Source organism: Paenibacillus sp. XP01 (assembly GCF_057364885.1).
On sequence record NZ_CP139481.1, the window covers coordinates 6,347,597 to 6,368,461 of the forward strand.

The 20,865-nt window shown below is 53.7% G+C and carries 14 protein-coding genes; 6 read left to right on the forward strand and 8 right to left on the reverse strand.

Going from position 1 to position 20,865, the window contains the following annotated elements:
* Positions 1-141: 141 nt before the first annotated feature.
* The 5 genes from SNR34_RS28655 to SNR34_RS28675 all read left to right on the forward strand — a co-directional run bounded on the left by SNR34_RS28655 (position 142) and on the right by SNR34_RS28675 (position 9,396).
* Complete coding sequence (locus SNR34_RS28655) at positions 142-1,080, forward strand: TetR/AcrR family transcriptional regulator (RefSeq protein WP_236413068.1); 939 nt, start codon at positions 142-144, stop codon at positions 1,078-1,080.
* A 41-nt stretch (positions 1,081-1,121) separates the two neighbouring features.
* Entirely contained in the window at positions 1,122-4,343 is a 3,222-nt protein-coding gene (locus tag SNR34_RS28660) for an efflux RND transporter permease subunit (protein ID WP_486180698.1), read from the forward strand.
* 605 nt (positions 4,344-4,948) lie between these two features.
* Complete coding sequence (locus SNR34_RS28665; protein ID WP_486180699.1) at positions 4,949-7,174, forward strand: methyl-accepting chemotaxis protein; 2,226 nt, start codon at positions 4,949-4,951, stop codon at positions 7,172-7,174.
* A 119-nt stretch (positions 7,175-7,293) separates the two neighbouring features.
* Positions 7,294-8,295 (forward strand): GTP 3',8-cyclase MoaA, encoded by a 1,002-nt coding sequence (gene moaA, locus SNR34_RS28670; protein ID WP_236413074.1) that lies wholly within the window; start codon positions 7,294-7,296, stop codon positions 8,293-8,295.
* A 264-nt stretch (positions 8,296-8,559) separates the two neighbouring features.
* Complete coding sequence (locus SNR34_RS28675; RefSeq protein WP_236413076.1) at positions 8,560-9,396, forward strand: methyl-accepting chemotaxis protein; 837 nt, start codon at positions 8,560-8,562, stop codon at positions 9,394-9,396.
* Positions 9,397-9,605: 209 nt separating this feature from the next.
* Here SNR34_RS28675 and SNR34_RS28680 read toward each other — a convergent pair whose 3' ends face one another.
* Entirely contained in the window at positions 9,606-10,214 is a 609-nt protein-coding gene (locus tag SNR34_RS28680) for a LysE/ArgO family amino acid transporter (RefSeq protein WP_486180700.1), read from the reverse strand.
* 268 nt (positions 10,215-10,482) lie between these two features.
* Here SNR34_RS28680 and SNR34_RS28685 point away from each other — a divergent pair, with 268 nt between their 5' ends.
* Positions 10,483-11,979, forward strand: coding sequence for an aminotransferase-like domain-containing protein (locus SNR34_RS28685; protein ID WP_486182526.1), 1,497 nt, complete (start codon positions 10,483-10,485; stop codon positions 11,977-11,979).
* 241 nt (positions 11,980-12,220) lie between these two features.
* Here SNR34_RS28685 and SNR34_RS28690 read toward each other — a convergent pair whose 3' ends face one another.
* The 7 genes from SNR34_RS28690 to SNR34_RS28720 form a co-directional block, all read right to left on the reverse strand.
* Positions 12,221-12,415, reverse strand: a complete 195-nt coding sequence (locus tag SNR34_RS28690) for a hypothetical protein (RefSeq protein ID WP_486180701.1) — start codon at positions 12,413-12,415, stop codon at positions 12,221-12,223.
* A 5-nt stretch (positions 12,416-12,420) separates the two neighbouring features.
* Positions 12,421-13,248: a carbohydrate ABC transporter permease gene (locus SNR34_RS28695; protein ID WP_236413084.1), complete on the reverse strand. Its 828-nt coding sequence runs from the start codon at positions 13,246-13,248 to the stop codon at positions 12,421-12,423.
* Entirely contained in the window at positions 13,245-14,129 is an 885-nt protein-coding gene (locus tag SNR34_RS28700) for a carbohydrate ABC transporter permease (protein ID WP_236413086.1), read from the reverse strand. The genes SNR34_RS28695 and SNR34_RS28700 overlap by 4 nt, the downstream gene beginning before the upstream one ends.
* A gap of 186 nt (positions 14,130-14,315) precedes the next feature.
* Positions 14,316-15,596 carry an ABC transporter substrate-binding protein gene (locus SNR34_RS28705; protein ID WP_486180702.1) on the reverse strand — a complete coding sequence of 427 codons (1,281 nt, stop codon included), beginning with the start codon at positions 15,594-15,596 and terminating at the stop codon, positions 14,316-14,318.
* Positions 15,597-15,696: 100 nt separating this feature from the next.
* Complete coding sequence (locus tag SNR34_RS28710) at positions 15,697-16,779, reverse strand: response regulator transcription factor (RefSeq protein WP_339274998.1); 1,083 nt, start codon at positions 16,777-16,779, stop codon at positions 15,697-15,699.
* Entirely contained in the window at positions 16,776-18,566 is a 1,791-nt protein-coding gene (locus SNR34_RS28715; RefSeq protein WP_236413093.1) for a sensor histidine kinase, read from the reverse strand. Before SNR34_RS28715 ends, SNR34_RS28710 begins: the two co-directional genes overlap by 4 nt.
* Before the next feature lie 242 nt (positions 18,567-18,808).
* Entirely contained in the window at positions 18,809-20,815 is a 2,007-nt protein-coding gene (locus SNR34_RS28720; protein ID WP_486180703.1) for a beta-galactosidase, read from the reverse strand.
* Positions 20,816-20,865: the final 50 nt, after the last annotated feature.

The following is a 20,865-nucleotide window of genomic DNA, read 5'->3' on the forward strand; positions in this document are numbered from 1 at the left end:
AAATTAGAAGTCGCCTTTTTTTATCCCCATTTACCAATTCCCTTCCATTTGAAATCGGCTTTTCATTTCGTTTATACTTGTTTTGACCACAAAGTCAATTCAAGAACTCAAAAGTTCGGAGCTGAGGTGGATGTATCGTTAATGAACCCGATTCATGAAATGAACGAGAAAAAAAGGATGGTCATCACGACAGCGCTCCGGTTGTTCTCCGCCAAAGGCAGCACCGGAACGTCCATGCAGGAAATTGCGGAAGTATGCGGCATGTCCAAGGGCAGCCTCTATCTGCTGTTTAAATCCAAGGAAGAGCTTGAAGCCAGCACGATGGAATACTGCGTGTACACGCTGGTCGACGAGATGACCCAGATTGAACAGAGTGCCGGCTACACGGCAAGGGAACGCCTGCTGAAACAGATCGAGACATTGCTCATTCACGTATCTGAACTGAAGGAATTTTTGAGGGTGCAAATGCGCAGCATGATGATCAATGACGAGCAGCCCGGCCGGGATAAATGCAATCCCAAGAACCGCGACCTCGAAATTCGCATCGTGCATTGGTTTAAGGAGAAGCTCGAGGATCTATACGGTCCGGAAATTGGACCTTACACCGTAGACCTCAGCCTGCTTACGCATGGACTGTTTCTTTCCTACGTCAAAATCTGGTTTACGGAAATGCCTTCCCTGACCGTATCCAAAATGGCAACCAATTTGCTGCAAACGATCGATTATGCGGCACATGGGCTGCTGGAGCAGCGCCCTGCCCCATTCGTTCGTTTGGAAGACTGGCCGGCCTGGGCCAGCAACCCTAACACGGACTCTACAATGATGCGTCATCCCATTCACATTATTCGAGAAATGCAGGATGTCGTCACATCGTCCCTTACCGAAGGGCAGATCAAAAACGATGCGCTTGAGGCCATCGCCATCCTGAAGCAGGAAATGATGGAGTTCACGCCAAGGCGCGCAATCATCCTCGGCATGATGCACAATCTGGAGGGTATTTCCGCCATTGAAGCCTTGCATTCCGAGCTTCAGCACATTATGGATGCCATGTACAGCCGGTTCATCCAGGCTGACTCGTAACACCAATATAAAGAGAAGCAGAGAGGAGAAGAAACCATCGCATGAAAGGAATCATTAACTTTTCACTGAACAACAAATTTGCAATCTGGATTCTGACGATTATCGTTACCTTTGCAGGTTTGTACAGCGGGTTGACGATGAAACAGGAAACGATCCCGAACATCAACGTTCCGTTTCTGAGCATCACCGCCATCGATCCCGGAGGTGCTCCGGAGAGCATCGTGGAAGACGTCACCAAACCGCTCGAGCAAACGCTGAGGAATGTGGAGGGCATCAAAACGTTAACCTCGACGTCCATGGAAAACGCCGCTTCCATCATGCTGGAATTCGACTACGGCACGGACCTGGACAACGCGACCGCCGCCGTGCGGGAAGCATTGAACGATGTTCAGCTGCCGGATGGCGTGCAGAAGCCGACCATTTCCAAATTCAGCATCAACTCCTTCCCGGTCGTCTCGCTCAGCTTGTCCGACAAGGAAGGCGGGGATCTGGAACAGCTGACACGTTTGGCCGAATCCGATCTGAAGCCTGCGCTTGAGGACATTGACGGCGTAGCCCAAGTTCAGGTATCGGGCCAATACGTCAAAGAAGTCCAACTGAAATTCGACCAGGCCAAAATGAAAGAACTCGGCTTGACCGAGGATACCGTGAAAGGCATCGTGCAGGGCTCCTCGGTTCGCGTTCCGCTCGGATTGTTCGAACTGGACAAAGCCCAAAAATCCGTCGTGGTGGATGGCAACATCATCAGCCTTGACGACCTGAAAAACCTTGCCATTCCTGTCGTGCCAAGCGGTGCGGGTGCAGCCTCAGGCAGCGGTTCCGCAGCAGCCGCACAAGGCATGGACGCGCAGGCTGGCGCTGCTGCCGGACAAGGCGCCGCAGCCCAAAGCCAAAGCGCTGCACAAGGCGCTGCGGCGCAAGCCACGAACCCTGCGGCAGGTGCGGCAAGCGCCCCTGGCATCCCGACCGTAAAATTGAGCGAGATTGCCAAGATTGAAGTCATTGGCCAAGCAGAGTCCATCTCCCGGACGGACGGCAAGGAATCCATCGGGATTTCCATCGTGAAGTCCAATGACGCCAATACCGTCGATGTGGTCAATGCGGTCAAAGACAAGGCGGAAGAACTGCAGAAACAATTCAAAAACGCCGAATTGACCGTGTTGCTTGACCAAGGCAAACCGATTCAGGATTCCGTCAACACGATGCTCGGCAAAGCCGCCTTTGGCGCCCTGTTCGCGGTCCTGATCATTCTGATCTTCCTCCGCAACTTCCGTTCCACCCTGATTTCGGTCATCTCCATCCCGTTGTCCCTGCTCATCGCTTTGACGGCGCTGAACTTGATGGACATTACGCTGAATATGATGACGCTGGGTGCCATGACCGTTGCGATCGGCCGGGTCGTGGATGACTCGATCGTCGTTATCGAGAACATTTACCGCAGGCTGTCGCTGAAAGGCGAGAAACTGAAAGGCCGTGAACTGATTCGCGAAGCGACGCGCGAAATGTTCATCCCGATCATGTCGTCCACCATCGTTACGATTGCGGTATTCCTGCCGCTCGCCCTCGTAAGCGGTATGGTCGGCGAACTGTTCATGCCGTTTGCGCTGACCATGGTTTTTGCGCTTCTTGCATCCTTGCTCGTGGCGATCACCATCGTTCCGATGCTGGCACACTCCCTGTTCCGCAAAGGGCTGAAAAACACGCACAACCACGAAGAGAAACCGGGCAAAATGGCGGAAGGCTACAAACGCCTGCTGAACTGGACACTGTCCCACAAATGGATCACGTCCATTGTCGCCGTCCTGCTGCTGGTCGGAAGCCTCTTCCTTTATCCGTTCATCGGTGCAAGCTTCTTGCCGGAGCAGCAGGATAAATACGTAACCATTACGTATTCTCCGGAGACGGGTTCGCTGCGCGAAGACGTGGAGAAAGAAGCACTTGTTGCGGAGAAATGGCTCTTGAAACAGCCAGGCATCGAAAAAATGCAATATTCCATTGGCGGAAGCAATCCGCTGAGCAGCATGGGTGGCGGAAGCTCCAACTCGGCCCTGTTCTACATCGAATATAACAAAGACACCAAAAACTTCTCGCAAGTGAAGGAAGACCTTGTCGAAGGTCTGAAAAAGGAAGTCTCCGTCGGCGAGTGGAACGAGCTGGACATGTCCGGCGGACTCGGCGGCAGCAGCCTGAGCGTTTCGATCTATGGCGACAATCTGGAACAGATCAAGCCTGTATCGGATGAAGTGCTCAAGCTGGTTGAAGCAGACACCGATTCTTTTGAAAAAGCCGAAACCACGCTCTCCGATACGTATGGTCAATATACGCTCGTTGCCGATCAGGAGAAACTGAGCTCGCTCGGACTGACTGCCGGCCAACTGGCCATGGCGCTCGCCCCGGCTCAGGAACGCCCGGTGCTGACCGAAGTGGACATCGAGAACAAAACGTATAAAGTTTACGTGGAGACCGATGCCAAACAATTCAAGAGCATCAAAGATATCGAAAATGAAACCGTAACTTCGCCTCTCGGCGTGCAAGTGCCGATCAAAGACGTGGCTGCGGTGGAAGAAGGCACTTCGCCGAACTCGATCATGCGCATCGACGGCAAAATGGTCGCGCAAGTGACGGCCAACATTCTGGCTTCCGACGTGCAAAAGGCTTCGCAAAACTTGCAAGCCGGTATCGATAAACTGGATCTGCCGGACGGCGTCGAAGTGAAATTCGGCGGTACGACCGAACAGATCAATGATACATTTACACAGCTCGGACTCGCCATGGTGGCGGCCATCGCCATCGTATACTTCGTGCTTGTCGTTACCTTCGGCGGCGGTTTGGCTCCATTCGCCATCCTGTTCTCGCTGCCGTTTACCGTGATCGGTATCATGGTAGGTCTGTTTGTATCCGGCGGAACGCTTGATGTCTCCGCCATGATGGGTGCGTTGATGCTCGTCGGCATCGTGGTCACCAACGCCATCGTTCTGATCGACCGCGTTATCCATAAGGAGAACGAAGGCCTGTCTACGCGCGAAGCCTTGCTGGAAGCAGGTGCAACCCGTCTGCGTCCGATCCTGATGACCGCCCTTGCCACGATTGGCGCATTGCTGCCGCTCGTAACCGGTCTTGAGGAAAGCGCAGGTATCATTTCGAAAGGGCTCGGCATTACCGTCATCGGCGGTCTCGTCAGCTCGACCCTGCTTACGCTCGTGATTGTGCCGATCGTGTACGAAATGCTCGCAAGATTCAGAAAGAAAAAAATCGTCGATTAAGCCGGTTAGTCCATGAACTGAAATTAAACGCATTCCATTAAACCATTCCATATCCACAATTTTTAAGCACCGATTGGATAAGATTCCAGTCGGTGTTTTTTCTGCACCTTACGCCTGCGGAGAAATGCTCCATAGCATGAACGCTATAGGACCATCCATCCTGTACTTTTCGAGCAAGTTAAGTCCCTTGTCCCACTTCTCGGAAAGCAATGTTCAAATACGTATATTTATTTGCATTTTTTGTATGATTATTCGGAAAATATGACATATACCCTCGTATTTTGCTGTATTTTTTTGTATAAAGGTTCTAATAGCATATAGATAAACCGCAAAAAAGATACACGTTAACGAAGAGGCAGAACCAATCTGGAGAAGCGAAGCGGTCGCTTAAAAGCTTTCTGAAAGAAAGCTGCTTCGGAAGCATAGGCTGATCACCGGATTCCCCCTTTGAAAAAGGGAATTTTGAAAAAATCTGGGGATAACAGCGATCGGAAGATGGTACTGCACTCGCAGTGCCTTGTGTGATTGTTTAGTGCGGTTTATATAGATACACACATATAAACCGTTTATCAAAGCTTTCAAATCCAATTACCGGGGTGATCAGCATGTTTGGATGGCTGGGATGGAAAAAGGGATGGCCTTTGTGGCGTTCCTATCGGTTGAATGCTCACATTCAGGAGGACGTCGAACAAATCTTCGAAGGCATTGCCGAAACGAGGCGGCAGCTTCTCATGGACTGGGCGGAGGAACAATGGAATCATCTGGAGCGATTGTTCCATCAGCTCCAAGGGACCCATCTGCAGCATGTATCGGAAGACTCGCCTGGCCTTCACAAGCTTGAAGCATGGTTTAAAGCAAGTTATGTCCGCTCGACAGACAGCACGGAACTCTTCATGCTGGATGCGCAGAATCAGGTTGTATTTTCTACATATCAGAAGCACGTTGGAGAAATTTATACCGAAACAAGCGACGGATTCGGGCCTGGATTGCAATACGCCAAATCGGATGGCACCCATGTCCGCAAATGTCTGTATGGCCCGTATTCCGATCGGCTGACATTGGAGATCGGCCCCCGCTCTTCCTCATTTCACGACAGCATCACGATCCTGTTCATCTGGCCCATCGTGCAGCAAGGGCGTTACGTTGGTTCCCTCTGCAGCAGGGTGCCGGGCGATGTCATCGGCGATCTGATCCAGCGGGAGTCGGGGCATGTCTACCCGGATTCCGGGGATAATTACATCTTTATGGCGAACTCCGTGCTCCGTCCGAACCTGCCGCCCGGAACGGCCCTGTCTCGCAGCCGCTTTGAAGACCGGACGTTTACCCATGGGGAAAACCTGAAAGATGGCGTAACCACCGATTGGGGCATCGTATCCGTGAAAGAACATACCGAGCTTGAATTGATGTTCACCGATCCATCGACGGGCGAGCTGCACCCGGGCGTGGCGAATACCATTCGCAACGGTTCGAACCTGTTCGCGGCCTTTCCGGGGTACTCGGACTACCGGCATATTCCCGTCATCGGCAAAGGCATCACCTTCCAGCTTCCGCATTGTCCGGACCTGTGGGGCATGATGTGCGAAGGTGATCTTGAGGAAGTGTACCGGGTTCGCAGCATCGGTTGGCGTCAATCCAACACGCACAGGCTGCATGCCGTTCTCTCCGGCTTCATCGGCTCCGTGCTCGTATATGCTCTTACTTCGAATGTGTGGGCAGCACTCTCCATTGCGGCCTTCAACCTCGTTTTCGGGGTGTTCACTGCCCGCAGGCTGCAGCGTAAGCATTATCGCAGGGTCCATGAGGATCTGAGGCGCATCACCCGATTTATCCGCATCAATGCCGAGGGCCGGGGAGATTTGACGCAGCGTTTGGACACGTCCGCTTTTGCGCAGGACGAATCGGGGGAACTCGCCAAATGGATCAACAACATGATCGACTCGCTGGAGGGCATCATGCTGAAGGTCCGTCTCGCTACCATCGACGTCATGGACAACCAGCTCCAGATGCGGTCGTCCACCGAAACGACGCAAGGCACGACCGAACGCGTAAACCGCAAGCTCGGCTCCATGATTCGCGGCATCCGCAAGCAGCTTGAGGACCTGGATCAGGCGAAGGCGGCCGCAGACCACATGCGCCTTACGCTGCAGCAGTTGGAGACCTCCGCCACTGAGCAAATTCTGGTTGCCCGTCAGGAGGTCGAACGCATCGGCGGCAAAATGACCGAAATATCCGGTACCGTGTCCGATACCAACCGCACGATTTTGTCTTTCATGGAGACGATGCAGGAAATATACCAAGCGCTGGCCGTCATCGACGAAATCTCGGCCCAGACCAACCTGCTGGCGCTAAATGCTTCCATCGAAGCGGCCCACGTAGGTGAACACGGGCGCGGATTCGCCGTCGTTGCGGGAGAAATCCGCAAGCTGGCTGAGTTGTCCCGCACGTCTACGGAGAACATTCACCGCATCCTGGACAACATTTCCGCCGCAGCCGGAACGGCCTCCCATTCCATCCATGAAGGGGACCGGGTTCTGGCGGAAGGCTCGGCTCTCGTGCAGGAAGCTTCACGTCTATTGCACCAAGCCACTGCCGAAGAAATGCAGCGTACCCAGGTGGTGGATCAGGTCGTGACGCTGATGGAGAGCATTGCCGCCATCAGCCACAAAAACCGCTCCACCTCCGCCGAGGTGGAGACCGAAATGCAGGATCTCGTACTGGACATGCAGCAGGTACAGCATTCTTCGCATGACGTCGAAGCGATCACCGTCTTTTTGCAGCAGCTCGTCGGACAGTTCCAACTCACTCCATCCAAGAAGGATGCTGCCATCTGACGTGATATTGACGCGCTTTGGATAAATGGCTAAAATTTGATGCAACTGTTCCTAACTGAATAGATGCATCATTTTCAAATAGAAATAATCCAATCCGAGTCAATGAAAGGGTGGTCTGCATGGAAATGCTTCAGGACTCGTTTGGCAGGATACATGACTACATCCGTATTTCGGTTACGGACCGCTGCAATCTGCGCTGCGTGTACTGCATGCCTGCCGAAGGCATGGAGTTTGCGCCGCATGACCAGATCATGAGCTATGAAGAAATCGCCCAGGTGCTGAAGGTGCTCGCTCCGATGGGTATGCGCAAAGTGCGTCTGACCGGGGGAGAACCGCTTGTCCGCAAAGACCTGCATAAGCTGGTTGCCATGATCTCGGCGATCGAAGGCATTGAGGATATCGCGCTCACCACCAATGCGCTGCTTCTGGAGAAGCAGGCCCAGTCGCTCAAAGACGCCGGGCTGAACCGGATCAACATCAGCCTCGACTCCCTGCATGCGGACCGTTTTTCGATGATTACCCGGGGCGGGGACGTGAACAAGGTGCTGAAAGGCATCGAAGCCGCGACGGCAGTCGGTTTGGCTCCCATCAAGCTGAACGTGGTACTGATGAAAGGCATCAATGATGACGAGATCAAGGATTTCATCGCCATGACGCTGGAACAGCCGCTGCATGTGCGGTTCATCGAATATATGCCGATCGGTCATGCCACCGAGGCGTGGCGCAAGTCATATCTGCCGCTGGAAACGGTGACGAATGTGTGCGCCGAAGCCGGCTGGGAAGTGGAAAACACGGCGGGTCCTGCCGGGAACGGCCCTTCGCGCAACATGAAGGTGGTTGGGTCAAAAGGAACCTTTGGACTGATTCACCCGGTGAGCGATCACTTTTGCGATAACTGCAACCGGCTCCGCCTCACGGCAGACGGTCATATCAAAGCATGCCTGTATTGGTCCGACGAATACAACGTCCGGCGTTACGTGGACGACCCGGACGCGATGGCCGCGCTCTTCCTCAAGGCATTGGGCAGCAAACCGAAGAACCATGAAATGGCGCTTGCCCTGGAGAAAAAAATGCAAAGCCATACGCCGACCGTACGGCGCATGTCCCAGATCGGCGGGTAGCGATTGGTTGATCGTCCCCTGCTCCCGCCCATTGCCGCCATGAAACCATATCGACGACTGCATGAAAGCCGCCCGGAATTCCGGGCGGCTTTCATATCGCGGATTTGGCAAGGAGATTATGCTCCACTTGCCCATCAATCCGCTATATAATAGTAAAATCCGGAGCAGAATTCAGCCGCAGCATCTTTTTAGCGTCATTCTGACTTCTGGCGAGGCCTACTTGCATCATTTGTATACATCACTCATGTATAGGAGCTGAATAGATTGAATATCATTGATGCCCTTGTTGCCGCAAGCCCTTATTTCAAAATCATGCTAAGGGAACACAACCTCATGATCGCCGTCACAGACATGGAGAAATTCAGATATTACGTGCCCAGCGAAGACCTCGACCTCGGAATCAAGGCAGGCGATGCGATCTCGCTGGATGACCCTACGCTGCGGCGAGCGCTTGTGGACGGAGAAACGTCGGCCAACCGCATTGCCGAGCATTTTTACGGAACCGCCATCAATTCTGCCGCAACACCGATTCGTGATGAGGGAGGGCATATCGTCGGTGCGCTCGCGATCGGCTTTTCGCTGCGGAACGAACAAAAACTGGAGCAATTCACCGAATTGATCAGCAGCATTGGCGGGCAATTGACCGACATGGTGCAGACCGTGGCTGCCCATTCCGAAGAGCTGACCGCTTCTTCGACTCAAATTCTGGACAACTCCCGGCAGGCCGTCCAGAATTCGGCCGAAATTAACAAGGTTGCTTCTTTCATTCGCGAAATTTCCGAGCAGACGAACCTCCTTGGCCTAAATGCAGCCATCGAGGCTGCGCGGGCAGGCGAAGCCGGTGCCGGCTTCGGCGTGGTCGCTTCCGAAGTCCGCAAGCTCTCGAGCGGAACCAAAGAGGCCACCGTGAACATTGAACGTTCCCTGAAACAAGTGCAGGATTCCATTCGCCAGATGGAATCGGAGATTACCTCCATCACCCAGTCCAGCAATCAACAGGCTGAACTGGTGACCGAGTTTAGCAATGTCATCGAACATCTGAACAGCGTCAGCCAAGAGCTGAAAACGTTCATAGAGTCCATGCTGCTTCGAGCCGACTGACGGATTATGCGGAGGAAAGCCTGCGTGCAATGCGGCATATCTTATGAGGCTTATTTCTCCCCCAAAGAGCATTCATTTCTGAGCATTCTGCATCAATGACTTCCTTGAAATCCAGAAAGCTTCCTGCGATCAATGGCAGGAAGCTTTTTCAGTTCATGCAGGTTGTGAGGACCCTATCCCAGTCGTGGAACCTTTAACAAGAACGTGTTTCAAACCGCCATCCATTTCCAAAGCATCATGATCCCCATGGCCAACATCACTGCCGCCGACAAACGGTTGAACCACCATCCTACCCGGCCGGAACGATCGCTTCCGCCAACCCACCTGCCCGCGCCAGCCAATCCGAAGAACCAGATCCACGAAACCGCTGCGGCCACGATCGCGAACAGCAGGCGTTCTTTGCCATCGTACTGCAACGAGCTTGTCCCGATTACTGCTACCGTATCCAGCAATGCGTGCGGATTGAGCAAAGATACCGAAGCAGCAAATAGGATTTGCCTTCCCGGCGCAATCAGCTTCGGTGCTGCATTGGTTGCCCCGGTCGATCGCCAGACGCTCCATGCCATATATAACAGGAACATGCCGCCGCAGGCATACAATGCGCCTGCCAATAACGGCCACTGCAGCAGGACAAGCGAAATGCCCCCGACCGCGGCTCCGATCAGCAATGTATCGCAGAGCCCCGCCGTAATCACGGCTGGCAGTGCCCGAATCAGGTTGGGCTGCATCATGCCCTGGTTGAAAACAAATACGTTCTGCACGCCGAGCGGCAAAATCAGACCAAACGCCAACATGGCGGCATGCATAATGACCTCCATCTGTTCATCCTCCTTTTGTGCCTCAGTGTCATGGTAGCGGAGAGGATGCGATATGTATCCAACCAATTGGATGGCATCGCAGCCAACCAAATGGTATAGTTACTGCATATTGGGCCACGCTCAGGAAGCGCCCGAGTATTGACGATGAGTGCCGAGTTTAGACATTAGTTTCTCAAATATCAAGCTGCGCTTCACGCTGACCAGCCGTGCGGCCTTCCCCCACAACCCGCTTGTATTCCCATTCCGTTTACTGGAGGTGATGACCGGCATGAAACATGCCGACAATGGCCAAACAGCTGCAGGCTGGAAGCCCAACCCCGCATCCCCCTTGCCGCTGTACCGTCAGATCGAGCTCCATATCCGCGATAAAATCACGGCAGGCGAGTGGACGGCCGGTTACCGTCTGCCTGCGCAGCGCGCCATGGCGGAGGCCATGGGGGTCAATCGCAGCACCTTGATTACCGCGCTGGACAATCTCGCTGCCGCAGGCATGATTGAAGGACGCCATGGCGGGGGCACGTATGTCTGCGGAGCTGGCTGGCATGCGATCGCCCATGAGGCAGCAGCCTTTCCAAATTGGAACGAAGCCGTCGAGGAAGGATCGCATTACCCCAACCTGCCCGAGGTCCAGCATATTAACGAGGCGGAATTCCAGCCAGGCATCATCCGGCTGGGGACGGGCGAGCTTGCTCCCGAGCTGATGCCGCATGATGCCTTTCAGGCCATTTTGCGCTCCTTGCCAGAACGAAGCCGCACCCTGAACTACATGGAACCGCAGGGCAGCATGGAGCTGCGCACCGCCATATCGGCCCATTTGCAGGCACATGGCGTGCAAGCTTCTCCGGCATCCATCCTGATCGTGTCCGGCTCGATTCAGGCCTTGCACCTCATATCGGTTGGTTTGCTTCCGCGCGGATCGGCGGTGATGCTGGAGCGTCCGTCCTATCTGTATTCGATCCATGCTTTTCAGTCCGCCGGGCTGAAATTGAACGGCATCGCCATGGATGGCGAAGGACCACTGCTCCCGGCTCTGGCAGAAGCCGCCCGGCGCGGAGGGGTCGGCAAAAGCAACATCTCGCTGCTCTATACGATCCCGAGCTTCCACAACCCCACCGGCGCGCTGATGAGCGAAGAGCGCCGCCAAGAGCTGCTGGCCGCAGCCCACGCCTCCGGCATCGCCATCCTGGAGGATGCCGCTTACGCGGATCTGTGGCTGGAGGCCCCGCCGCCGCCATCGCTCAAGGCGCGCGACCGGGACGGCAGGGTGCTCTACATGGGCACCCTGTCCAAAGCCGTCAGCCCCGGACTGCGTCTGGGCTGGCTGGTCGGGCCCGAGCCGGTCATACGCCGGCTCGCCGACATCAAAATGCAAACCGACTACGGAACCAGCTCCCTTGCTCAGGAAGCTGCCGCACTCTGGTTTGCCGAAGGGCATCACGAGCAGCATCTGGAACGCCTGCGCCCCGAGCTGCGCAGGCGGCGGGACTACATGCTGGAGCTGCTCGAACGGCATTTCCGCGGCCTGGCCGAATGGAACAGGCCTGCCGGCGGCTTCTACGTCTGGCTCCGGTTTACGGCCGGCCAGCCTTCGATCCGCAAACTGTTCCACGCCTGCCTGGAACAGGGCGTGTTAATCCATCCCGGCTACCTGTACGACCGCCTGGATGCCGAACATTTGCGGCTGTCCTATGCTTACGCATCGCCGGAGGAAATGGAACGCGGCCTGCGTATCCTTGCCCAGACGGCAAAGCGCATGCTGGATTAAATTCCGCATGTAACGCCCCCTTGCACAGCACACTCACAAGCACTCACGCAGTTTTGACCGCGTCACTAACGAATCCTACGCACGTTATGTGCTGAACATCAGCCGCGTTATTCGAGGCAAAACGAGCGCAGCAGTCCTATTTTCCCCGATATAAAGACGCTGATGTTCGTTAGCATTCAAATCGGGCCAAAAAGTACTCCATTACGTGTCTCAGGTTCGTTACAGCTCGGGCAAGATCAAATCACAAAAAAAGGGCATTCCCCGTCATGGTTATGACGCCCGGAATGCCCTTATGATTTGCTCCATTTGCTCCAAACGAAAGATTGGTGACCTCACAGATTGCTTCACGGATCGCTTCGTCACCCACTTTATCGCTCACTCCATCCCCGCTTTGAGCTACCTTGCAGTTCGAAAGTTCCCATCCCATCCAATCCAACCAAATCAGCCTTTTACCGCTCCCTCCGCGATTCCCTCCATGATGAATTTCTGGAAAAACGCATAGATCAGGACGACCGGAACGGCGGTCAGCACGAGGGACGACAGGATCAGCGGCCATTCCTTGTTGTACTCGCCAAACAGCATATTCGTTGACAGAATCAACGTATAGCGGTTAACGTCCGTCAGCATGAGCAGCGGCAGCAGAAAGTCGTTCCAGATCCACAGGAAGTCCAGAATCGCAATCGTTACCGTAATCGGCAGCAGCAGCGGGAAAATGATGCGGAAGAACGTCTGGAATTCATTACAGCCGTCCATCTGTGCCGATTCTTCCAGCTCGCGCGGAATAGACTTCACAAACCCGTGATAGAGGAAGATGGCCATATTGACGCCAAGTCCGACATAGATGAGGGCCAGCCCGTAGGTGCTTCCTTGTACCGCAAGCCCTTTCGCCACTCGCGTCAGCGGAATCATGATCGAGTGGAACGGCACCAGCATCGATGCCACGAACAGGAAAAAGATCAGGTTGCTCAGCCGTCCGGCTGTACGCGACAATTTATATCCGGCCAGGGAAGCGCAGAATACGATACCGCCGATGCCGAGGAACGAGACGATTGCCGAGTTCATCGAACTGCGCAGCAGGTTGATTTTGTTGAATGCGTCCGTATAGTTTTCCCAGTGCAGCGTCGTTGGCAGCGCGATGAATGATTGAAACATTTCTCCCTGCGTTTTGAACGAATTGACGACGGCCATATAGATCGGCAGCATGGCGAAGAGAGCACCTGCGATGAGCAGCAAGCGGATCAGGTAGCTGTTGACTTTTTGCATCCTCATGCTTCCACCTCTTTCTTCTTCATGACCGTAATCTGAATGAGCGTAAAGATCAGCACGATAACGAACAGCACGACCGACTTGGCGCTGGCGTATCCATAACGAAAATTGTTCGAGAACGCTTCTTCATAGATGTTCATCGTGATCACCTGCGTAGCCCGTCCCGGTCCTCCACCTGTCAGACCATACACAACTTCAAATACCTTGAACGCGCCGTTCAGCGTAAGAAAGAAACAGATCGTGATCGCATGGGTAATCATCGGCATGACCACGTTGCGCAGCACTTGAAACGCGTTCGCTCCGTCAATGACGGCGGCCTCCTTCAAACTTTTCGGTACGCCCTGCAAGGCCGCCAGGTAGATGATCATCATGTACCCCACGCCATTCCAGAGCGATACGGTCAGAATCGAGTAGAACGAAAACTGGGGATCCCCCAGCCACTGTTGGTCAAGGAACGTTATCGCCAGCTTTTCGGCCAGCTGCGGCAGCACTTGGGAAAAGATGAACGTCCACATGAAGGCGCTGATAATTGTACTGATCATGTTTGGCATGAAGAACAGCGTCCGGAACAATCCTTTGCTGCGCGTACGCGTCTCGATGAACACGGCGAGCAGCAGCGCAATTCCGTTTTGCAGAATCAGCATAAATACGACGTACTTCATCGTGAACCACAGCGAATTCAGGAAATCGGGATCTTCCTTGAACAGCTCCACGAAGTTGCCCAAACCGATGAAGCTGTAGTCCTTATTTAGCCCGTTCCAGTCCGTCAAGCTGTAGAACATGCCGCCGAATGTCGGAATGAGCAGAAATATGGCATAAATGATAAAGGCCGGTGCCGTAAACGCCAGCAAGGATAAATACTTTTTGAAAACATTCGTAGCCATAGGCCGGGTCCTCCCCCTATTTGCGATGAGCATATAAGCAGAAACGGGGGATGGAAGGCGATGTCTGCCACCCCATTTCTTCAGCTTAGCGACTGTGATGAATAAATGGCCGCTAGTGGGTTGACAAAGCTCCAACTGCTGTGGAGCTTTGTCAACAAAAGCGCGTACTCATTGATTCACAGTTTCCTACTTGTTGACTTTGTTGTACGATTTCCACGCCTTGTCGAGCGCATCGATCACCTGTTGTTGGTTCAACTGTCCGGAGTAGTAGCCCTGCAGCGCCTTGCCTGACTCATCCTTCACTGCCTGCGGTACCGACGGATCCTGATAGGCTTTGCCTTCATTGACGTATTTCATGGCATCGTCCACCCAAGGGAAACTTTCAAAGTTGTGGACTTTCGCTACCGGATTGAATTTGAGCGCTTCATAGAACGCACTGGAGTCTTTGTCGTCGAGAATGTAGTTCACGAAATCGAGCGCCACTTCCTTGTTTTTGCTGCTGGAAGAAACGGCGAGCGACGTGGACGTGCTCAGATTGATTTTGGTATCGTCCGGATTGTCGTTGATCGGCATCGGCGCAACGCCGAAATGGATGTCCGGGTTAGACTTCAGAATGGTCTCCGCATACCACGGACCCTGTACCCACATCGCCGCTTTGCCTGTTGCAAATGCAGCCGCTCCGTCGTCCGCGCCGACTTCCAGCGCCTTCTCCGTGCCGTTTGCCGTCACCAGGTCAAAGGCATCAAACATCGCTTTCATGTCGGAAAACGAACCCTGATCCTGATTCATTTTGTCCAGGAAATCCTTGTGCTCGGATTGGGTGAGCGCGCCTACCGTCAGCGGCAGGAAGAGCTGTGGTACCCAAGCTTCCTTGTAGGCCAGCTCGAACGGCGTAATGCCGGCTGCTTTCAGCTTGTCGACGACCGCCTTCATTTCAGTCAGCGTTGTTGGCGGTTCAAGCCCTTGTTCCTTGAAGATATCCTTGTTGTAGAGGTATCCCCATGACAGCGTTTCCAAAGGCACGGCAACGATTTTACCATTGGCATCTGTCACGGAAGGTTTCACCGAATCAAGCAATTTGTCGACGAATGGCTGATCTGACAGGTCTTCCAGATAACCTGCCTTGCTGAACGGCGGAATTTCGTTGACCGCGTGCAGCGCGAATACGTCAGGCGCGTCGTTCGAGGCCAAGCGTGTCTTCAGAATCTGCGCAGCATTGTCCGCCGGCGGCATCTCCAGCTGCACGTTTACTTCAATGTTTCTCTCCGCCTTCTCCTTGGCCTTGAACTGTTCTATATATTTATCGTAATGTTCCTTCAGCCGAGGTTGCGCAACGAATATTTTCAAATTGACCGTACTGCCGGATGCAGAGCCTCCCTGCGATTCGTCCGTTCCCGTGCTCTGACCGCACCCTGCGAGCAGTACGCTGACCAGTACCGCACTTGCGACGCTTTTCCATACCTTCATCTCTCATGACCTCCCGGTGTGACTGGTTTGTCTTGCATAAGCCCATTATATGCCTGCAATGAAAGCGCTTCATTGGACAATACGGAGCTCTTGCATTGGATTATTTTAAACTTTGTCCCTTGCGCATCTCTCCGGGAGACAAGCCGAAATGTTTCTTGAACACCCGATAAAAATAGGACACATCCTCATACCCGACCATTTCGGCGATATGTTTGAATGGAATGCTGTCGTCCATCACCCATTCCTTTGCCTTGGCCATCCGCAGCTGCACGATGTAGTCGACAACCGTGATGCCGTATTCCTTTTTGAACGCCTTGCTCAGATATTCCTTGCTGACAAAAAAGACTTGTGCCAGCTGCTCCAGCGTGATCGCTTCCATGCAATGCTGCTCCATGTGCTGCCTGACCTCTTCAAGGTTCAGCTTATTCTTGAACTTCCGCTGCGCGATCACGCCTTCCAGCGCCTGACTGTAGAGGTCAAACGTCCAGGCCAGCGCCGCTGACGCCGTTGTCAATGCGGATGGAGGAGCAGGCTTTGCTGCCGCAGATTGCTCACCCGCTCCATTGGAACTGCACAGTTCCCCGAGCAGGGTCTGCAAATCATGGACGACCCTGCCCAATTGCTGCGGTTTCCGCATGTCCTCTTTTTCCAGTTTCTCCTCCAGTTGGTTGAAAAGATCTCGCAGCTCCGGCATGTTCAGTTCGTTGAATCGAATGCGGACCTGCTGCTGAAAACGTGAAAATTCCCCAGCAAACATCCGGGAATAAGGCTCCCACCCTTCCGGGCTGTAACGGACCTTCTCCAGATCACGCTTGCACTTTGCAAGCACGGCGTTCAGCTCATCCGGATTAACCGGCTTGAGCAAATAATCCGCTGCCCGGTGCCGAATGGCATGTTTCGCATAATTGAAGTCATCATAGCCGCTCACCACGATCACTTTGATTTGAGGGAACTGCGCGCTCAATGTTTCCAGCAAGGCAACCCCGTCGGTGCCCGGCATGCGCATATCGGTAATGATGATATGGGGATTCTGCTGCTGCAGCTGCTGCAAAGCCTGATCCCCATCCTCCGCTTCGCCCGCAACGACCATATCGAGTTCCTCCCACTCCCCCAAATTGCGCAAAATATCCCTGTTCCACGGTTCGTCGTCGACCAATAACACTCGATAAGGCTGCACGCTCATACGACTTCTCCTCCCTCGTCAAACGGAATGCGTACCGTCACTGTCGTTCCCTCTCCTACTTCGCTGTCGACGCTCATTCCATAACCAGGACCAAAATGCATGGTGATGCGCGATGCCGCATTTACAAGGCCGATGCTTGTCCCGGCACTCCATACCCGGTCTCCCTCTATGGCTACACGCTCCAGTCTGGCTTGCAGTTCGCTCCGTTTCCCGGCATCCATGCCCAGCCCGTTGTCATGAACGCGAATGATGATCTTCTTCCCTTCCCGAGCAACTTCAATGTTTAATTTCCATTGCGCCTTTTTGTTTTCCAGGCCGTGCACGAACGCATTCTCCACAATAGGCTGAAGTGTAAGCTTCGGAATGGCACATCCCTTCAGATCAGCTTCAATCTGCAGATGGTATTCGAGCCTGCCTGCAAATCGCTGCTGCTGGATCAGCATGTAATGTTCAAGCTGGTCCAGCTCGCTCTGGAGCGAAACCAGCCCGTCCGGAGCCCGCACGATGTAGCGGAACATCTCGCTCAGCGCACGAATCACTTTGTACGTGTCGGCAGGCTTTTGCGAATACACCATGCCGCCGATCATTTGCAGCGTATTTTGCAAGAAATGCGGGTGGATCTGGGACTGCAAAGCCTTCAGCTCTGCCGTACGTTTATCCAGATTCATTTGGTAGTTTTCGCGGATATGCTCGCGGATGCGGCCAGCCATGCCATGCAGGTTTTTTTCCAGCAGCCCGATCTCGTCCACGCGTCCGGTGCGAACCACCTCCCTGTCCTTGATGAGCCGAATGCCTTTCATGGCATTGGCCAGACTGACGATCGGCTTGGCCGTGCGCCAGGCAACGAGCGCTGCCAGTCCCACCGAAATCAGCGTAGCCAAGCCGCCTACGACAAGTCCGTATTTCATCGTTTCCAACGCGCTCTCATTAATGACATGGGCAGGCACGATCTTGACGAGACGCAGTCCCGAAGGGTCGATGGAATGGTAAAAGACATACTCCCGCTCGGTACGGATCAAACCCGCATCGTCTTGGGTATCCGCCAGTTTGTCCAATGCTTCTGCCGAAGGCTGGAATTCGGAATGGGGCTGATACACCGGATGGCCTGACGGGTCAGAGATGTACACGGTGTAATCGCCCCGGCCATCCAGCAGCTCCAGCGTCTGGTTGAACACGGTCCATTTGATTTCCAGGCTGATCGCCCCGATCTGGGCCTGGTCCTCAAAGCGGTTCATGCTGCGGGTCATATGGAATTTTTCCGGGTCGTTCGGATCATTGATAATCGTAAAATCTTTGTGCTCGGCAAAAAGCTCATGATACTCGGCCGGAATGCCCGAAACCGATTTAATCCGGTTTTCCATGGAGTTGAACGTAAACAACGTATCCAATTCCTTCAGGTACAGCTCCACGCCGAACACATAATTGCCGGCAGAGTAGTACACGCTGTTGAGCATGTTGAACACGGCCTTCTGCTCGTCGAAACGGCTCGAGGCCGACGCATCCCGGTTCAGCGCCAAATACTGGTGCACCTCATCGCTGATCTGGATCGAGTAAATCAGGTTGTTCATGCGGGCGAACTGCTCTCCCAAGTAAGCCGAAGCCCACTTCATGTTGGCCCGGTTGGTCTCCATAATCTCTTCCTCCATCGAAGAGCGGGCATTTTCGGCCGCCATCGCGGTCATGACCAGCACGGGCAATACCGCGACCAGCGTCATCGTCAGGATCAGTTTGTTGCGGATGCTGCGTTTGAACGGATCAGCCAGCTTGCGATACATTTCGGTAATCATAGGCGCATTCCCCCGATCGCGCTTGAATATAAAACGGTGCATCCTCATTTCTTCCGAGGCAGACATTCGCGTTCAGCGGGAGTCCGCCATGAAACCTACGGGAAGCAAATGTGTCGATATGTTTATAATTTCCGATAGGACAATGAAACGCCCCAGCATAAACAGCAAGGGCGCCTCCATCTCTATATTTTCACTTAACAAGCCAATGTAAACCATCATGGACCAACCACGTTAACGGTCGTTTATATTTCTTCAATAATTTGCATTCCCCATCGTTCCAGCTTCAGCTCCTGACCGGGTTCAACCGGTTCATCCGCATGAAGCTCTCTCCCGCTGCCGTGCGGATATATGAACGAAACCGGATTGTCGGAATAATTAAAGTAATAACGAATCGTTTTTCCCTGTCCGTTGACGCCCGATTTTACGATGAATGGGAATGCCAGCTCCTGATCGGCCCCCCACACGCCGGATTCCTTTAGAACCCGCTTAAGCACTTCGCGGATTACCGCTGAACTCGTGAAGCACCCGACATAGGTTGCTTTTCCGCTCCCATACGCGTTTTGCGTGATGGCGGCATATGTGCCCCAATGCGGATGATCATACCAAGCGAGCACTTCGGCCGTCGTCGGCGTTATCAGTTCCATCCAGGTGTGCACTTGGTTTTGCCCTTCACCGACTTGGAAAGGGTCGCCTTGAAGCGATACATGCTTTGGCTCCACGAACATGCTGTACTTGATGCCGCAAGCTTCGCTGATGATGCCCGGCTGGCGCGTGGAGCGAACCTTGATATGTTCGTTGGCAAACCCGCTTTTGAAAGAATACACGACATGGCCGCCGTCCTTCACGAAAGCATTAAGCCTTTCCAGCAGTTCGTCCGGAGCCGCGTACAGCGCGGGCACCACAATGACATCATAACCTTCTAAGCTCTTCACGGACGGGTCGATGAAATCGCAGCCCACGTTCATTTTGTATAACTCGTCGTACATCCAGCGCACCACGTCATTATAGGTTTTATCGCTTTGGGCTTGAAAGCCGAACCACTTGATCGACGTGAGCGCTTCGTTGCTGGCAAGGACGGCTACGCGGTTCGTTTTTTTCAAATTGACCAATTGCGGGCTCCATCTTGCAAAATCACGTCCAATCGTCTTCGCTTCCTCATACACCGGATTTGGCTCGAAGTCATGGCTCAGCAGTCCCTTCCAATACGTTTCGAATGAATTGTGCAGCGAATGCCAATGCCAGTAGGCGACCATGTTCGCTCCGGAAGCGAGATGGCTGAATGCTTGCAATCGCAGCTGCCCCGGATAAGGGACCCAGTTCAGAAACGCCTGGGCTTCGGTCTCCATGACAAGATAGTTTGCCTGTTTGGTTGACCGGGCGACGTCGCCGCCAAACGAGATTTCGATCCCGGTCAGGTCATCTTGGGAAGGATGATAGATATCCACGCTCGTGATGTCGAATGGCTGTGATGCAGCAAAATGGTTCACATCTCCCTGGATGCCGTAGGAATAACCTCTCCAGTCAAAGTCGAAGTTCTGCGTCACGAACTGGCCTTCCTGCTTGTATTCGTTCACGATGCCGACCTGCCATGCCAAAAAGTCCGTGACCAGCTGACGCTGGAATTTGGCAAACTCGGCACCCAAACTGCCATTGATCGTGCCTACCACGGAAGGGAAGTCCTCCCAGCTATTGATGCGGTTGCTCCAGTAATCGAGTCCAAACTCCTTGTTCAGCTCGTCCAGGGAAGCAAATTTGCCACGCATGTATTTGACGAATTGCAGCTGCACGTTATCCCCTGCCGTATTGTAATGCTTCGTTTCATTGTCGGTCTGATAGCCGATCACCGCCGGGTGTTTGCATACGCGCGAGATCAGTTTGCGAATAATGCGCTCGGCATAGAACAGGTAGGTCGGGTTCGTGATGTCCATAATCTGGCGCGCTCCGTATTTGCCGGGTCCTTTAGCCGTCGTGGCCAGCACGTCCGGATGTTCCTTGACCATCCACGTCGGCACGGCGTACGTAGGCGTTCCGACAATGACCTGAATGCCGGCCGCATGCATGGCGTCCAACACCCGATCCACGGACGAGAAATCGAATACGCCGTTCTGGGGTTCGTGCGTGCTCCAGGTCGATTCCGCAATGCGAACGACGTTAATGCCCGCTTCCTTCATCATTCGTATGTCTTCGCTCAATCTTTCGTAAGGCATATATTCATCATAATAAGCAACGCCGTACATCAATCGGTTCATCATCAGCACTCTCCTTTGGGTCATCAAGGCATCGGTTTTTGCACTGGCTC